The sequence below is a fragment of the Azospirillum formosense genome (genome assembly GCF_040500525.1).
In the GTDB taxonomy this organism is placed as follows: domain Bacteria; phylum Pseudomonadota; class Alphaproteobacteria; order Azospirillales; family Azospirillaceae; genus Azospirillum; species Azospirillum formosense_A.
In genome coordinates this window covers 711,334-725,904 of the sequence record NZ_CP159402.1, presented here as the reverse complement: position 1 = coordinate 725,904, position 14,571 = coordinate 711,334, and the positions used below count along the sequence as shown (strand labels likewise).

Genomic DNA, 14,571 nt, shown 5'->3' with positions numbered 1-14,571 from the left:
TGAGGCGGCCGGACCATGGGCATCACCACGATCTTCAACAATGGCGTTCTCGGGCTGACGGCGCAGAACCGCGCCCTGGGCACCATTTCGAACAACATCGCGAACGCCTCCACGTCCGGCTTCAAGGCGTCGGAAACCCAGTTCGCCGACTTCGTGCTGAGCGACCGCACCGGCAACAAGGATCCCGGCAACGGGGTGCGCGCCTTCGAACGGCTGGATCACAGCGGCGGCACGATCACCCGGACCGATGTCACCACCAACGCGGCCATCGTCGGCAACGGCTTCTTCCTCGTCCAGGACCTGGACGCCCAGACCGGCACGACCGCGACCGCCCCCCGGACGAGCGACGACACGGTCTTCCTGACGCGCTCGGGCGACTTCTCCCCCGACAAGGAGGGCCGTCTGGTGAACGGCGCCGGCAAGGCGCTGATGGGCTTCAAGCTCGACCCCGCCAGCGGCACCGGCTCCTTCGGCAGCCTCAGCAGCATGACCCCGGTCTCGCTAAGCGGGCTGCAGGACTACCGCGAAGCCTCGACCCAGGCGTCGCTGAACCTCAATCTGCCCTACGACCAGGCCCCGGTGACCGGCGAGATCACCACGGCCAACACCACCGGCGTCGTTCTGAACATGGTGGACAAGAACGGCGCCGACGGGGCGATGGCTCTGCGCTTCCTGAAGACCGGGCAGGCGGAGGACGGCACCTCGACGTGGCAGGTCTTCAACGCCGGGGTCATCGGCGCCGACGGCAAGCCCGTGGGCAACGGCAATGTGAACGATCCGACCACCTGGAAGTCGCTCGGCACGCTGAACTTCGCCCGCAACGGCACGCTGACCGGCGGCCCCACCGGTGCCCCGGTGACCCTGACCCTGAACCCCGGCGGCGACTTCGCCCAGACGACGCTGGATCTCGGATCCTACGGGAAGATGACCAACTCCGTCACAACCATCGCCGGCATGGACCTGGGGATCGTCCAGGGCAACAACGGCATCCGCGCCGGCACCTACCAGGGGTCGGAGCTGACCGCCGACGGCTTCGTCGCCGCGAACTTCCAGGGTGGGAAGCAGCGTTACATCTACCGCATCCCCGACGCGACGGTGGTCAACCCGACCGACCTGGAAAGCGTGTCCGGCACCATGTTCCGGACCACCGCCAATTCCGGCGCCATCCGCCTGAACTCCTTCGGCAACCTGACCAACGAGACCGGCACCAACGCGCCGAAGACCGTCGGGGCGTCGCTGAACACGGCCAGCGTCGAGGGCTCCAACGTCAAGATCGAAGAACAGTTCACCACGCTGATCCAGGCGCAGCGCACCTACTCCGCCGCCTCCAAGCTGGTGTCCACCGCCGACGAGATGACCCAGACGACGATCACCCTGAAGTCGTAAGAGCCGCGGCACGCAACGCGTCGGCGACGCGCCCGGCCACCGCCGTCCAGTCGCCGACCCGCGTCTGGCGGAACAGGCGGGCGGTGGGGTACCAGGGGCTGTCCTCCCGCCCCAGCAGCCAGCGCCAGTCCGGCGACAGGGGAAGCACCACCCAGAGCGGCACCCCCAGCGCCCCGGCCAGATGGGCCGGACCGGTGCAGGAGGAGATCACGAGGTCCAGGTTGGCCATGATCGCCGCCGTGTCGGCGAAATCGGCGATGTCCGGCCCGAGATCCGTGAAGGTCGCGGGCATCGGCACCCGTTCCAGATCCTCCCGCCCCGGCCCCTTCTGGAGCCCGAAGAACCGCAAGCCCGGAACGTCCAGAACCGGCCGCAGCCCGGACAGCCGGGGCGAACGCAGCGCGTCGCCGGGAAAGCGCGGGTTGCCCGCCCAGACCAACCCAACCCGCAATCCCGGCCCCTGCGCCAACCGCGCGCCCCAGGCGGCAACGCGCTGCGGATCGGGGCGCAGATAGGGCACGGCGGCGGGAACATCTTCCAGTTTTGTGCCGAAGGCGCGGGGCAGGCTCATCAGCGGGCATTCGAGATCAAAGTCCGGCAACGGATCGCCACGGGCGATCAGCCGCTCCACCCCCGGCAGGCCCGACAGGACGCTCATCAAGGGCGGCTGAACCTCCAAGATCACCCGCGCCCCGCGCTCCGCCACCAGCGGGACGTAGCGGACGAACTGCAGCGTGTCGCCCAACCCCTGCTCGGCGTAGAGCAGGATGGTGCGCCCGGCGATGTCGCCACCGGTCCAGGTGGGCTGGGCGAAGCGGCGCCAGGGCGGCTCCGCCCGCGCGTCGTGCCGGCGCCAGTCGAACTCAGGCCAGCCGCCCTCGCAGTCGCCGGCCAGAAGCCGGGCGAAGCCGCGGTTCCAGCGCATCCCGGCGTCGTCGGGGCGGACCTCCAGCAGCCGGTCGAAGTCGGCCAGCGCCTCCACCGGGCAGGCCATGGCGAGCAGCGCGTTGCCGCGCGCCGACCACAGGGACGGCCCGGAGAGACCGCGCTCCGCCGCCTTGGCGAAGGCCGCCAGCGCCTCCTCGAAGCGGCCCAGCCCGGCGAGCAGCGATCCGAGATTGCCCCAGGCCGCGCCATAGCCGGGAGCGCGGTCCAGCGCCGCGCGGTAGGCGGCCTCCGCCTCGTCCCAGCGCCTCTGCGCCGCGCAGGCGGAGCCGAGCATCATCCGGGCCGCCGACAATCCCGGCGCCAGCGCGGCGGCACGGCGGGCCACCCGCTCCGCCTCGTCCACCCGCTGTCCGGCCAGCGCCGTTTCGGCGAGATTCACCAGGGCGTCCGCCGAGGCCGGGAGCAGGGCCAAGGCCCGTCGCGCCGAACGGGCGGCCTCCGGCACGCGGTTCAGGTCCCGCAGGGCGGCGGCCCGGCTGGCGTGGGCGTCGGCAAGCAGCGGGTCCAGCCGCAGGGCGCGGGCGTAGCCGGCCTCCGCCCCCGCCGCGTCGCCCATGGTCTGACGCGCGCCGGCGAGGTTGGAATGCCCGGCCGCCGAATCGGGGCGCAAGGCCAGCGCCCGGCGCAGCAGCCGCGCCCCGTCCGCCGGACGGCCCGTCTGCGCGTGGAGCACGCCCAGGAACTGGGCGGCGTCGGGCTGCTCCGGATCGGCCTCCAGAATCCGCTCGTAGAGCGTGGCGGCTTCGGCCAGACGGCTCGACTGGTGATGGTCGATGGCGGCCAGAAGGGCCTCGATGATCGTCGCCATGGGACGTGCCTGATGGTGGAGGGGGTACCGGAAGCCGATGGAACGGGCGCGTCCGCTGACGGATTGGTCACAAGTCCTGCCGTTCCCGCAACCCACCCACGAGAAGCCCCGCGTTGCTTTTCACTTTTGCAAAACTTATGCTGCACTCCACGCCCTGAAGCATACCAGGGTATTCAGCCCGAGGGCCGGGTCCCGCTTATGAAAAGCATTCCGTCGATGACAAGCACCTTGAACGTCTGCGCCCTCGCCCTCACCTGCGCCATCGTCCCGGCGATCCTGAGCGCGGCGCCCGCCGCGGCCAACGAGAAGCCCGCCGGCGGCGGATGCCCCTGGGCACAGGACGTCAAGCTGGACCTCAACGGCAAGACGCTCACGCTGAACCAGGACGCCTTCTCCGCGAAGGGGGAGCCGCTGGACCTCGAGGGCTATCAGATCTATCCGCTGCTCGACCAGTTGAAACTGCGCATCCTCGGCCCGCGCGGTCAGGAGTGGGAAGCCGGGCTGACCCGCCTGTCCGGCGGCAAGCGCTGCCAGGCGTTCTACGTCGGCAAGCCGTTCCAGGTGTCCGACGAGACCGGCGACCACAACAGCCTCATCCTGGTCCGCTGAGCGCCGTATCCAGCGCCGCGCTTCGCCCGGCCTTCCAGCGGTCGCGCCCGATCCGGTAGAGGACGTGCCGCTTCAGCCGGTGGCCGTCGGGAACCCGCGGGTGGTCGAAATCAGCGGCCGCGTCGCGCTCCATGCCCAGCCGCTCCATGACCCGCCGCGAGCGCCGGTTCTCCGGAACGGTGAAGGCCACGATCTCGTCGAGCCCGACCGAGTCGAAGCCGTGGGCCAGCGCCAGCCCGGCGGCCTCGGTGGCCAGCCCCTGCCCCCAATGGGCCGGGTCGAGCCGCCACCCCACCTCCACCGCGGGGGCGAAAGGCGCCTCCCACGTCACGTGGGCCAGCCCGACGAAACCGATGAAGGGGCTATGGCCGGGCCGCTCCACCGCCCAGAAGCTGAAACCGTGCCGGTCGAAATGCTCGCCGATGCGCCGGATCACCGCGTCGCTGGCCGCCCGGTCGGGAAGCGGCATCAGATGCTCCATCACCGCGGGGTTCTGCGACAGCGCGTGGAAGGCGTCGCCGTCCCCGTCACGCCAGGGGCGCAGGATCAGCCGGGAGGAGGTGAGGACGGGCGGTGTGGTCATCGCCTTGGTTCCCCTCAGGGCTCCGGCGGCGTGTCGAGCGCCGCCAGAAGCGTCATCAGCGCCGGGTCTCCCTCCGGCACCAGCCGGTAGAGGTTGGCCGTGGCCAGCGCGACGCCGCCCCCCGGCGTTGGCGTGAGCCCGGACAGGGCATGGAGACGGTCCTGCTGGACGCGTTCCGCCTCCAGCTCCGTGGCCTTCAGGCGCTTGTAGAGGGCGTCGTCCTCGCCCTTCGCCCTGCGGCGGACGGCGCGCAGCGGGCGCACCACCTCGTCGCGCCAGGGAGCGACCGCGGAGTCGATCCGAGCCAGTTCCTCGGCCGGCAGGTCGGCGTTGCAGGCCATGCCCGCCCAGGCGGCGAACAGCAGGACGTTCACGTCCTGGCCGAGCCGGTCCTGGAGGTCGAGGCAGGCGGCGGGCACGCCGGGCCGTCCATAGACGGCGAGCGCGAAGTCCCAGAGCGGGTTGTCCGACATCGCCGCGCCTGCCTCTCCGGAGTTTCCGCTCAGTCGCCCAGGCTGATGCCCAGGCCGCGGGCGGTTTTGACCATGGCGCCATCCAGCTCCACGCAGGCGTATTTGGCGATGGCCTCGGTGATCGGCACGTCGATGACGCCGCGGTCCGACCAAGCGACCATGCGGTCGAACTTGCCCTCGGCGATCAGATCCACCGCGTGCACGCCGAAGGCCGAGGCGACCAGACGGTCGCGCGGGCTGGGCATGCTGCCGCGCTGGACGTGGCCGAGGACGGTGACGCGGGTCTCCGCCCCCGTCGCCTCGGCGATCTTCTCGCCGATGTAGTCGCCGATGCCGCCGTAGCGCTTCTGGCCGCCCTGGAACAGCTTCTGCACGCCGGTGCCGTCCACGGTCTTCACCGCCTCCGACACCACGACCAGGGCGAAGTTGCGGCCGGTCGAGCGCACCTGCTTGATCTTCTGGGCGATCTTCTCGATGGAATAGGCGATCTCGGGGATCAGCACCACGTCGGCGCCGCCGGCGATGCCCGCGGCCAGCGCGATGTGGCCGGCGTCGCGGCCCATCACCTCCAGCACCATGACGCGGGCGTGGCTGGCCGCGGTCGGCTGGAGCCGGTCGAGCGCCTCGACCGCCACGCCGACGGCGGTGTCGTAGCCCACCGACACCTCGGTCAGGCCGAGATCGTTGTCGATGGTCTTGGGGATGCCGACCATCTGGAAGCCGCCCTTGTCGGCCAGCTTCTTCAGGATGGCGAAGCTGCCGTCGCCGCCGATGCCGATCAGCGCGTCCAGCCCCAGCTCGCGGTAGCCGCCGATGATCTCGTCCGACCGGTCCTTCTGGGTGCCGTCGGCCATCGGGTAGGCGAAGGGGTCGCCGCGGTTGGTCGTGCCGAGGATCGTGCCGCCCATGCGCATCATGTTGCCGTCGACCTGCGGCAGGTCGAGCACCTGGTACTGCACCGGACGCTGCAGCAGACCCTGGGTGCCTTCCTTGATGCCCAGGACCTGCCAGCCGTAGGTCAGGACGGCCCGGTGGACCACCGCGCGGATGACCGCGTTCAGCCCGGCGCAGTCGCCGCCGCTGGTGAGAATGCCGATGCGCTTGCCTGCTGTCATGGAGACTGTCCCGTGTCGTCTGGAACCGCTGCGAAAGGTAGTCATACCAGAACGTTGCTCCACCGCAATGGTTCTGGTCCTCCGAGTATATTACAATCCGGCGACCGGATTATAACCCTGCGAAGAATGCGTGGTTTCGCACTGCCGTTGCGCCGGAAATCTGGTATAGTCGCCGCCGCTCAGCCAGCGGGCCCCGCGCGTATGAACGAACAAGAGATGCTGAAGGAAAAACTGGCCACGCTTCGCAGCGAGCATCGCGACCTCGACGACGTGATCGCCCGACTGCACGAACGTGCGCCGTTCGACCAGCTTCAGATGCAACGTCTGAAGAAGCGCAAACTCGCGCTCAAGGACCAGATCGCGGTTCTGGAAAGCCGCATGCTGCCCGACATCATCGCCTGAGACGGGTTTTCGGCGGGGAACATGGCCCGGCGCCGCGCGTCGCGCTGGACTCCGCGCGCGCGCTTTCTATAATGCGCCGCTTTCCGGACCTAGAGGAAAGCGCGCGCCGTGTCCGCATCCATCGCCGCCACCACCGACCGCAAGCCGCTGGTCGGCATCATCATGGGCAGCCAGTCGGACTGGACCACCATGAAGCACGCCGCCGAGACGCTGACCGCGCTCGGCGTCCCGCACGAGGTCCGGATCGTCTCGGCCCACCGCACCCCGCAGCGCCTTGTCGACTACGCCACCACCGCCCGTGAGCGCGGCCTGAAGGTGGTCATCGCCGGGGCCGGCGGCGCCGCCCATCTGCCGGGCATGGCCGCTTCGATGACCCCCCTGCCCGTCTTCGGCGTGCCGGTGGAAAGCCACGCGCTGAAGGGCATGGACAGCCTGCTGTCGATCGTCCAGATGCCCGGCGGCGTTCCGGTGGGCACGCTGGCCATCGGCAAGGCCGGCGCGATCAACGCCGCGCTGCTCGCCGGATCGGTCATCGCCCTGATGGACCCGGCGGTCGCCGAGGCGCTGGACGCCTGGCGCGCCCGCCAGACCGCCGCCGTCGCCGAAGCCCCCGTCGACGAGCCCGCCTGAACCATGGCCCACCGCATCCTTCCGCCCGGTTCGACCATCGGCATGCTGGGCGACGGCCAGCTCGGCCGCATGACCGCGCTCGCCGCCGCCCGTCTGGGCTACAAGACGCACGTCTACGCGCCCGGATCGGAGGGCAGCCCCGGCGCCCAGGTCGCGGCGGCCGTCACTTCCGCCGGCTGGGACGACCTCGACGCGCTGGAGGCCTTCGCCCGCTCCGTCGACGTGGTGACCCTGGAGTGGGAGAACGTCCCGGTCGCCGTGGTGGAGCATCTGAACCGCTTCACCCCCGTCCATCCCGGCAGCAAGGTGCTGTCGGTCGCCCAGGACCGCGTGGAGGAAAAGTCCTTCGTCAACGCGCTGGGCATCGGCACCGCCCCCTGGCGCGCCGCCCGCAGCGCCGACGAGGTGGCGACGGCGGTGGCGGAGATCGGCCCGCGCTGCATCCTGAAGTCCACCCGCCTCGGCTATGACGGCAAGGGGCAGGCGCGGATCGAACCGGGCAGCGACCCGGCGGAGGCCTGGGCGGCCATCCGCTCCGACGCCGGCATCGTCGAGGGCTTCGTCTCCTTCACCTGCGAGGTGTCGGTGATCGTCGCCCGCGGGCTGGACGGCCGCATGGCCGCCTACCCCGCCGTGGAGAACCGGCACAAGGACGGCATCCTCGACAGGACCATCGCCCCGGCCCGCGTTCCGGCGGAGACGGCGGCGGAGGCCGAGCGGGTCGCCCGGCGCATCGCCGAGGCGCTGGACCTCGTCGGCGTGCTGGCGGTGGAGATGTTCGTGACTCCGGACGGCGGCGTGCTGGTCAACGAGATGGCGCCGCGCCCGCACAATTCCGGCCACTGGACCATGGACGCCTGCCACTCCTGCCAGTTCGAGCAGCTCGTCCGCGCCGTCTGCGGACTGCCGCTGGGCTCGGTGGAGCGGGTGGCCGACGCCGAGATGGAAAACCTGATCGGCGCCGACGCGGACCGCTGGCCGGATCTCATGGGCGAAGCCGGCGCCCGCCTGCACCTCTACGGCAAAGCGGAATCCCGCCCGGGCCGCAAGATGGGCCATGTGACGCGGCTCCGTCCGCGCGCCTGACCGTTCCGGTCGATCCCCCCGTTTGATCGTTGCGGCGGGCCGTTTCCTTTCCGGGAACGGCCCGCCTTTCTTTTTTTCTCGCGACGGGTGCGATAATCCGGCGCGGCTCAAAACCATATTTCCCTTTAAATCATTGAAAATTCTAAGTTCCGATGTTTCGTTGTGTACGATAGGACGAATCTTGCCGCTTTTTTCAGAACGGGAACACCGCTAGTCTCCATTCAATGAATGACGCAATTCGATAAACTTTTTCTCAATTTCGGACTATTGCCGATGCAGCTTGCGCATGACTCGATCAGACGTCCGGTGCCGCAGACCAGCACACAGGTCCGGCGCCCGTCGCACCGCGAGCGCGACCGCTTCGTCGGCTTCGCCTTCGCCGCGGCGGACCTGCTGATCGAGACCGACGCGAAGGGCACCATCCTGTTCAGCGCCGGCGCGCGCTGCCGGCTGACCGAAGGCGATGTGGGAGGGCTGGTCGGCAGCAGCCTGCTCGACGTCGTCGCGCCCAACGACCGCAAGTACGTCACCGTCCTGTTCAAGCGCATCCAGGACAAGGGCCGCATCAAGCCGGCGCGCGTTGTCTTCCAGGGCTGCGACGGCAACCGCTTTCCGGCGCTGCTCGGCGGCTGCCGGCTCGACTCCTGCCCCGGATCGCTGTTCCTGACCGTCCTGCTGGCCTCCGGCCCGCGCAACACCAACGAGGCGCTGGCGGCGGCGGGCCAGCTTCTCGACGGCAACGCCTTCAGCCACATCCTGGAGGACCGGATCCTCAAGGCGCGGGAAAAGGGGCTGGACAACGCCCTGACCCTGCTGCTGATCGACGGGCTCCAATCGATGGTCGACGCCCTGCCGGAAGGGGCGGCGGGCGAGGTGATGCAGGGGATCGAGGCGTATCTGCGGGCAATCTCCGCCAACGGCGACAGCGCCGGGCAGCTGGCCACCGACCGTTACGGCATCGTCCACGCCTCCGACATCGACGGGCAGGAGGTGCAGGACCACATCACCCAGATCATCCAGAGCGTCGGCGGCGAGCTGCCCGGCGGCATCCGCACCTGGTCGCTGGACGTGTCGGACGAGCGGCTGGACCCCGCCGACGCGGCGCGCGCGCTGGTCTACACGGTGCAGGCCTTCGCGTCGGCCCAGGGCGGCGAGTTCACGATCTCCAGCCTGGAGGACGGCGCCAAGCGCATGCTGTCCGACGCGGTGGACCGCATCGGCCGGCTGCGCGCGACCATCGAGAAGCGCGACTTCTTCGTCGTCTACCAGCCCATCGTCGACATCGGGACGCGGACCGTCCACCATCTCGAAGCGCTGACGCGGGTGGAGGGCATGCCGTCCCCGGCGGACTTCATCACCTTCGCCGAGGATGTCGGGCTGATCTACGACTTCGACCTGCTGCTGACGCAGTCGGTGCTGGACACCATGAACGCCCACCGCAAGGAACCGACCCTGCCGGACGTGGCGATCAACCTGTCCGCCAAGACGCTGATGAGCCCGATCTTCCTGCGCCAGTTCCTGGCGGTGACCGAACCCTATGGCGATCTGGCCCGCAAGCTGCTGGTCGAGGTGACGGAGACCGTCGTCGTCACCGACATCGCCAAGCTGAACGAGGTCCTGCAGAAGCTTCGCGCCGCCGGCTTCCGCATCTGCCTGGACGATGTCGGGGCCGGATCGACCTCCTTCCAGTCGCTCTACGGCCTCCAGGCGGACTTCGCCAAGATCGACGGGCATTTCGTCCGCGGCGCCGTGCAAAACGGGCGCGACATGGCGATGCTGCGCTCCATCGTCGACGTCTGCGGCCAGCTCGGCCTCGGGCTGATCGGGGAGCAGGTGGAAGGGCCGGAGCACGCGCAGCTCCTGACGGAGCTGGGGGTGCCGCTGGCGCAGGGCTACCTCTACAGCCGCCCGTCCCGCGACTTCGCCTATTTCGCAAAGGACTGGGCGAAGATGGCCGGCACGGGGGGCAAGGTCCTCAGAAAGGGCTGACGCGCGGCGGGACCGGGCAGCCCCGTCCGGTGTCCCCGTCCGGTGTCAGGCCAGATCGTGCGCGGCGTCGATGAAGTGGCGCGCCTGATCGAGAAGCTCGCGGTTGCGGTCCATGAACTCCTTGGCGGCGCCGCAGGCGCCCGGATGCAGCCGGACCTCCGCCAGGAGCCGCTCCGCCTCGTCCAGCGAGTTCAAGACCGAGACCGCCGTGTCGATGTCCATGTCCCATCCCCTCAAGCGTGGCGTGCTGCATCGCACGCGTTCATCAGGCGGCTATGACAAAAGCATTGATTTGCGCTGCAGCGTATTGGCCATAACGTCGCAGATTTAGAACATTTTAACCTATTTATCGCCAAAAACGTGCATCACCGGCGATCGCGCTTCTCCAGCGCATCCACCTGCACGCGGATGACCTTCTCCGTCTCGGAGAAGCCCTGCCGACGGGTCAGGACGACGATGACCGCGGCGGTGGACACCATGAAGAACCAGGGGCCGAGCATCCAGGCCAGCGCCGCCATGGCGAAGTAATAGGCGCGCATGCCGCCGTTCAACGCCTTGACGGCCAGCGTCATCGCGGCGGCGATGCTGTCCGCCATCGCCGTCTTCTCCTCCGGCGGCACGGGCGGCAGCGGGGCGGAGCCGATCAGGGCGCAGCAATAATTGTACTGGCGCAGCGCCCAGGTGAATTTGAAGAAGCCGAAGGTGAAGATCGCCACGAGCAGCAGCATCTTCAGTTCGAAGAACTCGCGCGTGGTCTGCACCGTGAAGGACAGCGTGCCGACCAGCTTGTGGGCGTTCTCCACCGCTCCAAAGGCGCCGACCAGACCGGCCAGAACCAGCATGTTCGTGCTGGCGAAGAAGGTGCAGCTCTGCATGGTGTGGCCGACGAGCTGCGAGTCCATGATGCGGTTCTCGCGCTCCAGCATCCGCTCCATCCAGTGGCGGCGCGCCTTCTTCAGATGCTGGTTGACCACCATGCGCCCGGTCAGCATGTGGTCCTGGATCAGCGTGAAGCCCGCCCAGCAGGCGAGGAACCACAGGAAGGCGACGGTGTCGAGGAGGGTGATGTCGGGCGTCACGGGCGGACACTCTGGCGCGAGGGAAAGGGGACGGTCCGGCGCAAGGGTGTAGCCGTCCCCCCGCCGCCTGTCCAGGGGCGCCCCGGCGGGGGCCGGCCCCTTCGCTCGCCCCTTACCCCCGCCTCTGCACCGCGTTCAGCACGAAGACGCGGATCGCGCTCGACAGGTTGCCGCTGCGGGTCGAATCGATCTCCTCGATCAGCGCGTTGACCGACATCCCCCGCGCCTGGGCGAGGCCCTTCAGCGCCTCCCAGAACTCCTCTTCCAGGGAGACGCTGGTCGGGTGCCCGGCGATGAGGACGGAGCGCTTTTTCATCGACGGCGCGCGGCCCCGGTCACCGGGGCTTGACCATGGTGTCCGGCTTCACCCACTGATCGAACTGCTCCTCGGTCAGCAGGCCCAGCGCCACGCCGGCCTGTTTCAGGGTCGTTCCCTCCTTGTGGGCCTTCTTGGCGATCTTCGCCGCGTTGTCGTAGCCGATGTGCGGGTTCAGCGCGGTGACCAGCATCAGGCTCTCGTTCAGCAGCTGGCCGATGCGCTCGCGGTTCGCCTCGATGCCGACGACGGCGTTGTCGGTGAAGCTGTTGCAGGCGTCGGCCAGCAGCCGGATCGACTGGAGCACGTTGTAGGCGATCACCGGCTTGAAGACGTTCAGCTCGAAATGGCCGGTGGCGCCGGCGATGCTGACGGTGGTCTGGTTCCCCATCACCTGGGCGCAGACCATGGTCATCGCCTCCGACTGGGTGGGGTTCACCTTGCCGGGCATGATGGAGGAGCCGGGCTCGTTCTCCGGCAAGGAGATTTCCCCGATGCCGCAGCGCGGGCCGGAGCCGAGCAGGCGGATGTCGTTGGCGATCTTCATCAGCGACACGGCCAGCGTGTTCAGGCTGCCGTGCGCGTCGACCAGCGCGTCGTGGGTGGCCAGCGCCTCGAACTTGTTCTCGGCCGTGACGAAGGGCAGCCCGGTGATGGAGGCCACCTCCTCGGCGAAGGCTTCGGCGAAGCCGGTCTTGGCGTTCAGACCGGTGCCCACCGCCGTGCCGCCCTGGGCCAGCCGGTAGAGCTGCGGCAGCGACGCCTTCACCCGCTCGATCCCGTAGGCGATCTGGGCGGCGTAGCCGGAGAACTCCTGCCCCAGGGTCAGCGGCGTGGCGTCCTGGAGATGGGTGCGCCCGATCTTGACGATGTCGGCGAACTCCGCCGCCTTCGCGGCCAGCGCCGCGTGCAGGTGCTCCAGCGCCGGCAGAAGCTCGTGGTGGATCTGCTCGGCCGCGGCGATGTGCATGGCGGTGGGGAAGCTGTCGTTGGACGACTGCCCCATGTTGACGTGGTCGTTGGGGTGGACCGGCTTCTTCGACCCCATCTCGCCGCCCAGCGCCTCGATGGCGCGGTTGGAGATGACCTCGTTGGCGTTCATGTTGCTCTGGGTGCCGGAGCCGGTCTGCCAGACCACCAGCGGGAAATGATCGGCGAGCGTGCCGTCGATCACCTCCTCCGCCGCCTCGACGATGGCGCGGCCCAGCCGCGGGTCGAGCACCTCCAGCGCCATGTTGGCGAGCGCCGCCGCCTTCTTCTGGATGCCGAGCGCGCGCACCAGGGCCGGCGGCATGCGCTCCCCGCCGATGCGGAAGTTGCGCAGCGAGCGCTGCGTCTGGGCACCCCAGTAACGGTCGGCGGCAACCTCGATCGGTCCGAAGCTGTCGGTCTCGGTGCGCATCCCGGTCTTGCCGGTCATGGTCAGGTCCTCGTCGGTTCGAACATCGTTCCGGTCAGCGCATTTTTTCCCGAATCGGCCGCCGGGCAAGGGGAATTCGCGGAGAATGCCCTTTGGGCGAGGGTCCGTCCGAATTTGTTCTTGTTGCGTTCCACTTCCTGCGTTACCGTTTCTGCGTGAACGGCCCTGCCGCCCCGCGCGGCCACCCTCCTGCAGCCCTGGGAGATTCGAATGAGCGATGTCGCCCTGGACCATGTCCGCGCCCTGATTGCCAAGACCCGCGTCGCCGAGATGACGGCGAAGGGCTGGCGTGTGGTCGGCCCCGGCGAGGAAGGCTCCCTGCTGATGGAAGGGCCGCAGCTCGGCGGTGCGCCCACGCGCCTCTCGGCCTTGGTCAACGATCTGTTCGACGATCTGGTCGCCCAGGCGCTGGAGCGCGCCGACCGCATGGACCGCGCCGCGGGCCGGCTGCCGCGCGCCGCGTAAGGGGTTACGCCCGGCACGCCGGGCCCCGCAAATGGATGTACTCCGCTCGGCGGGACGGCCTGTTAACGCCCCGCCGCGGCGGCTTAAGGCTTGCGGACGCCGCCGTTAAGGCTCCGCTCCATCCCGCCTAGGCCGGTCCGGCCGCTATGACCTTTGCCGGAAGTCCTTGAAAAGTCTCACAGCCTTGAAAACGCGTTCGCGCGCCTAAAGAAAAGTAGTAATCCAAACGGATAAAACTTCCCTATATTTGTCGGTTGCGGGATTACCCCTCAAGACACCAGCCCGGCGGAGCCCCCGTTAGTAAGTCGTTAACCGGGACATGGCCAAATAGAGACATCACGAACACACAAGACAAAACGGAGTTTTAAAATGCTCATCGCCACCACCGCCGAACAGATTACCTCGTCCTCTCGCGTTCACATCGCCCTGGTCGATGAGTTCATCCAGCTGGCGCAGAACCGGATCGACGGCCAGAACGACCCCTTCGTCCGCGAAAGCCTTGCCGACCTGCTGTCCACCCTGCGCGAGGAGCGGTCCGGCTACCTGGACCTGCTGAACGCCGCGATGCCGGCCAAGGCCGCCTGAGGGTTCCGGACGACCCGGGCACCAGCGCCCGGGCATAGAGTACCGCGTGGTGGCGATGAGGTCGGGGCCATCGACAAGCCCCGACCGTCAGCCCACCGAAACGGAACAGCGCGTTTGCTCCCTCACCCCTCCCCCGCCTGCGCGGCCAGCGCGGCGATCGCATCGCCGGTGAGACGGTAGGGAAGCCACTCCTCCATCTGTTTGAAGCCGATGCGCAGATAGAAATCGCGCGCCGGGTTCCAGTGCAGCACATTCAGGTCGACACGGCGGCATCCCCGCTCGACCGCCAGGCTGGCCACCGCCGCCAGCAGCTTGCGGCCCACGCCGTAGCGCCGCGCCTCCGGGGTGACGTAGAGATCCTCGACGAACAGGCCGGCCCGCCCCTCCCAGGTCGAATAGTTGCGGAAGCACAGCGCGAAGCCGACGGGCTCCCCGTCCAGTTCGGCGATCAGCGCCTCGAACACCGGACGCTCGCCCCAGCCGTCGCGCCGGAAATCCTCCTCGCTCGCCTTCACGGCGTGGGGTTCGTTTTCAAACACGGCCAGTTCACGGACGAAACGGAGGATGGTCGGGCAATCGGCCTCGACGGCCGGACGAACGGTCACGGTGGGCATGGCAACTCCAGGTCTCAACGATGGCGCGACGATAGCCGCGCCGGCCACACGGCAACAACCGCT

The 14,571-nt window shown here is 68.8% G+C and carries 17 protein-coding genes; 8 read left to right on the top strand and 9 right to left on the bottom strand.

All coding sequences use genetic code 11. From position 1 onward, the window contains the following. Positions 1-15 precede the first annotated feature (15 nt). A complete protein-coding gene (locus ABVN73_RS03420; protein WP_353858935.1) occupies positions 16-1,386 on the top strand; it encodes a flagellar hook-basal body complex protein in 1,371 nt (456 codons plus the stop codon). Here ABVN73_RS03420 and ABVN73_RS03415 read toward each other — a convergent pair. Further along, positions 1,370-3,142, bottom strand: coding sequence for a tetratricopeptide repeat protein (locus tag ABVN73_RS03415; protein ID WP_353858934.1), 1,773 nt, complete (start codon positions 3,140-3,142; stop codon positions 1,370-1,372). The two genes, ABVN73_RS03420 and ABVN73_RS03415, sit on opposite strands and share 17 nt — an antisense overlap. Before the next feature lie 216 nt (positions 3,143-3,358). On the opposite strand from ABVN73_RS03415, the gene ABVN73_RS03410 reads away from it, so the two are divergent. Beyond that, positions 3,359-3,751, top strand: a complete 393-nt coding sequence (locus tag ABVN73_RS03410; RefSeq protein ID WP_353858933.1) for a hypothetical protein — start codon at positions 3,359-3,361, stop codon at positions 3,749-3,751. Here the strand turns inward: ABVN73_RS03410 and ABVN73_RS03405 are convergent. From ABVN73_RS03405 to ABVN73_RS03395, 3 genes are read right to left on the bottom strand one after another with little or no spacing between them, the layout of a single operon-like run. Further along, complete coding sequence (locus ABVN73_RS03405; RefSeq protein ID WP_353858932.1) at positions 3,735-4,334, bottom strand: GNAT family N-acetyltransferase; 600 nt, start codon at positions 4,332-4,334, stop codon at positions 3,735-3,737. The genes ABVN73_RS03410 and ABVN73_RS03405 overlap by 17 nt on opposite strands. Positions 4,335-4,348: 14 nt before the next feature. Continuing rightward, complete coding sequence (locus ABVN73_RS03400; RefSeq protein ID WP_353858931.1) at positions 4,349-4,807, bottom strand: TIGR02444 family protein; 459 nt, start codon at positions 4,805-4,807, stop codon at positions 4,349-4,351. Positions 4,808-4,836: 29 nt separating this feature from the next. Next, positions 4,837-5,922, bottom strand: coding sequence for an ATP-dependent 6-phosphofructokinase (locus ABVN73_RS03395; RefSeq protein WP_014239910.1), 1,086 nt, complete (start codon positions 5,920-5,922; stop codon positions 4,837-4,839). A gap of 201 nt (positions 5,923-6,123) precedes the next feature. Between ABVN73_RS03395 and ABVN73_RS03390 the strand changes: the two genes are divergently transcribed. The 4 genes from ABVN73_RS03390 to ABVN73_RS03375 all read left to right on the top strand — a co-directional run bounded on the left by ABVN73_RS03390 (position 6,124) and on the right by ABVN73_RS03375 (position 10,029). After that, entirely contained in the window at positions 6,124-6,324 is a 201-nt protein-coding gene (locus tag ABVN73_RS03390; RefSeq protein WP_109068049.1) for a YdcH family protein, read from the top strand. Positions 6,325-6,486: 162 nt separating this feature from the next. Further along, positions 6,487-6,954 carry a 5-(carboxyamino)imidazole ribonucleotide mutase gene (gene purE / locus ABVN73_RS03385; protein WP_137140636.1) on the top strand — a complete coding sequence of 156 codons (468 nt, stop codon included), beginning with the start codon at positions 6,487-6,489 and terminating at the stop codon, positions 6,952-6,954. A gap of 3 nt (positions 6,955-6,957) precedes the next feature. Beyond that, positions 6,958-8,040 (top strand): 5-(carboxyamino)imidazole ribonucleotide synthase, encoded by a 1,083-nt coding sequence (locus tag ABVN73_RS03380; RefSeq protein ID WP_353858930.1) that lies wholly within the window; start codon positions 6,958-6,960, stop codon positions 8,038-8,040. Positions 8,041-8,313: 273 nt separating this feature from the next. Continuing rightward, the gene (locus ABVN73_RS03375; protein ID WP_353858929.1) at positions 8,314-10,029 is read left to right on the top strand and encodes an EAL domain-containing protein; all 1,716 of its coding nucleotides are present in this window, start codon (positions 8,314-8,316) and stop codon (positions 10,027-10,029) included. Positions 10,030-10,074: 45 nt separating this feature from the next. On the opposite strand, the gene ABVN73_RS03370 is transcribed toward ABVN73_RS03375, so the two are convergent. The 4 genes from ABVN73_RS03370 to fumC all read right to left on the bottom strand — a co-directional run bounded on the left by ABVN73_RS03370 (position 10,075) and on the right by fumC (position 12,844). Then, the gene (locus tag ABVN73_RS03370; RefSeq protein WP_353858928.1) at positions 10,075-10,251 is read right to left on the bottom strand and encodes a hypothetical protein; all 177 of its coding nucleotides are present in this window, start codon (positions 10,249-10,251) and stop codon (positions 10,075-10,077) included. Positions 10,252-10,394: 143 nt separating this feature from the next. Continuing rightward, positions 10,395-11,108 carry a DUF599 domain-containing protein gene (locus tag ABVN73_RS03365; RefSeq protein ID WP_353858927.1) on the bottom strand — a complete coding sequence of 238 codons (714 nt, stop codon included), beginning with the start codon at positions 11,106-11,108 and terminating at the stop codon, positions 10,395-10,397. A 112-nt stretch (positions 11,109-11,220) separates the two neighbouring features. Continuing rightward, positions 11,221-11,424 (bottom strand): ribbon-helix-helix domain-containing protein, encoded by a 204-nt coding sequence (locus ABVN73_RS03360; RefSeq protein WP_353858926.1) that lies wholly within the window; start codon positions 11,422-11,424, stop codon positions 11,221-11,223. A 19-nt stretch (positions 11,425-11,443) separates the two neighbouring features. Further along, entirely contained in the window at positions 11,444-12,844 is a 1,401-nt protein-coding gene (fumC, locus tag ABVN73_RS03355) for a class II fumarate hydratase (protein WP_353858925.1), read from the bottom strand. Positions 12,845-13,054: 210 nt separating this feature from the next. Between fumC and ABVN73_RS03350 the strand changes: the two genes are divergently transcribed. Together ABVN73_RS03350 and ABVN73_RS03345 are read left to right on the top strand one after the other, a co-directional pair. Then, entirely contained in the window at positions 13,055-13,309 is a 255-nt protein-coding gene (locus ABVN73_RS03350; protein ID WP_353858924.1) for a hypothetical protein, read from the top strand. Between the two features lie 369 nt (positions 13,310-13,678). After that, positions 13,679-13,894, top strand: a complete 216-nt coding sequence (locus ABVN73_RS03345) for a hypothetical protein (protein ID WP_353858923.1) — start codon at positions 13,679-13,681, stop codon at positions 13,892-13,894. A 122-nt stretch (positions 13,895-14,016) separates the two neighbouring features. Here the strand turns inward: ABVN73_RS03345 and ABVN73_RS03340 are convergent, their stop codons facing one another. After that, complete coding sequence (locus ABVN73_RS03340; RefSeq protein WP_353858922.1) at positions 14,017-14,508, bottom strand: GNAT family N-acetyltransferase; 492 nt, start codon at positions 14,506-14,508, stop codon at positions 14,017-14,019. Positions 14,509-14,571: the final 63 nt, after the last annotated feature.

Coding starts and splice junctions, on each gene's coding strand:
- ABVN73_RS03420 (WP_353858935.1), top strand. CDS start 16: ATGGGCATCACCACGATCTTCAACAATGGCGTTCTCGGGCTGACGGCG.
- ABVN73_RS03415 (WP_353858934.1), bottom strand. CDS start 3,142: ATGGCGACGATCATCGAGGCCCTTCTGGCCGCCATCGACCATCACCAG.
- ABVN73_RS03410 (WP_353858933.1), top strand. CDS start 3,359: ATGACAAGCACCTTGAACGTCTGCGCCCTCGCCCTCACCTGCGCCATC.
- ABVN73_RS03405 (WP_353858932.1), bottom strand. CDS start 4,334: ATGACCACACCGCCCGTCCTCACCTCCTCCCGGCTGATCCTGCGCCCC.
- ABVN73_RS03400 (WP_353858931.1), bottom strand. CDS start 4,807: ATGTCGGACAACCCGCTCTGGGACTTCGCGCTCGCCGTCTATGGACGG.
- ABVN73_RS03395 (WP_014239910.1), bottom strand. CDS start 5,922: ATGACAGCAGGCAAGCGCATCGGCATTCTCACCAGCGGCGGCGACTGC.
- ABVN73_RS03390 (WP_109068049.1), top strand. CDS start 6,124: ATGAACGAACAAGAGATGCTGAAGGAAAAACTGGCCACGCTTCGCAGC.
- purE (WP_137140636.1), top strand. CDS start 6,487: ATGGGCAGCCAGTCGGACTGGACCACCATGAAGCACGCCGCCGAGACG.
- ABVN73_RS03380 (WP_353858930.1), top strand. CDS start 6,958: ATGGCCCACCGCATCCTTCCGCCCGGTTCGACCATCGGCATGCTGGGC.
- ABVN73_RS03375 (WP_353858929.1), top strand. CDS start 8,314: ATGCAGCTTGCGCATGACTCGATCAGACGTCCGGTGCCGCAGACCAGC.
- ABVN73_RS03370 (WP_353858928.1), bottom strand. CDS start 10,251: ATGGACATCGACACGGCGGTCTCGGTCTTGAACTCGCTGGACGAGGCG.
- ABVN73_RS03360 (WP_353858926.1), bottom strand. CDS start 11,424: ATGAAAAAGCGCTCCGTCCTCATCGCCGGGCACCCGACCAGCGTCTCC.
- fumC (WP_353858925.1), bottom strand. CDS start 12,844: ATGACCGGCAAGACCGGGATGCGCACCGAGACCGACAGCTTCGGACCG.
- ABVN73_RS03350 (WP_353858924.1), top strand. CDS start 13,055: ATGAGCGATGTCGCCCTGGACCATGTCCGCGCCCTGATTGCCAAGACC.
- ABVN73_RS03345 (WP_353858923.1), top strand. CDS start 13,679: ATGCTCATCGCCACCACCGCCGAACAGATTACCTCGTCCTCTCGCGTT.
- ABVN73_RS03340 (WP_353858922.1), bottom strand. CDS start 14,508: ATGCCCACCGTGACCGTTCGTCCGGCCGTCGAGGCCGATTGCCCGACC.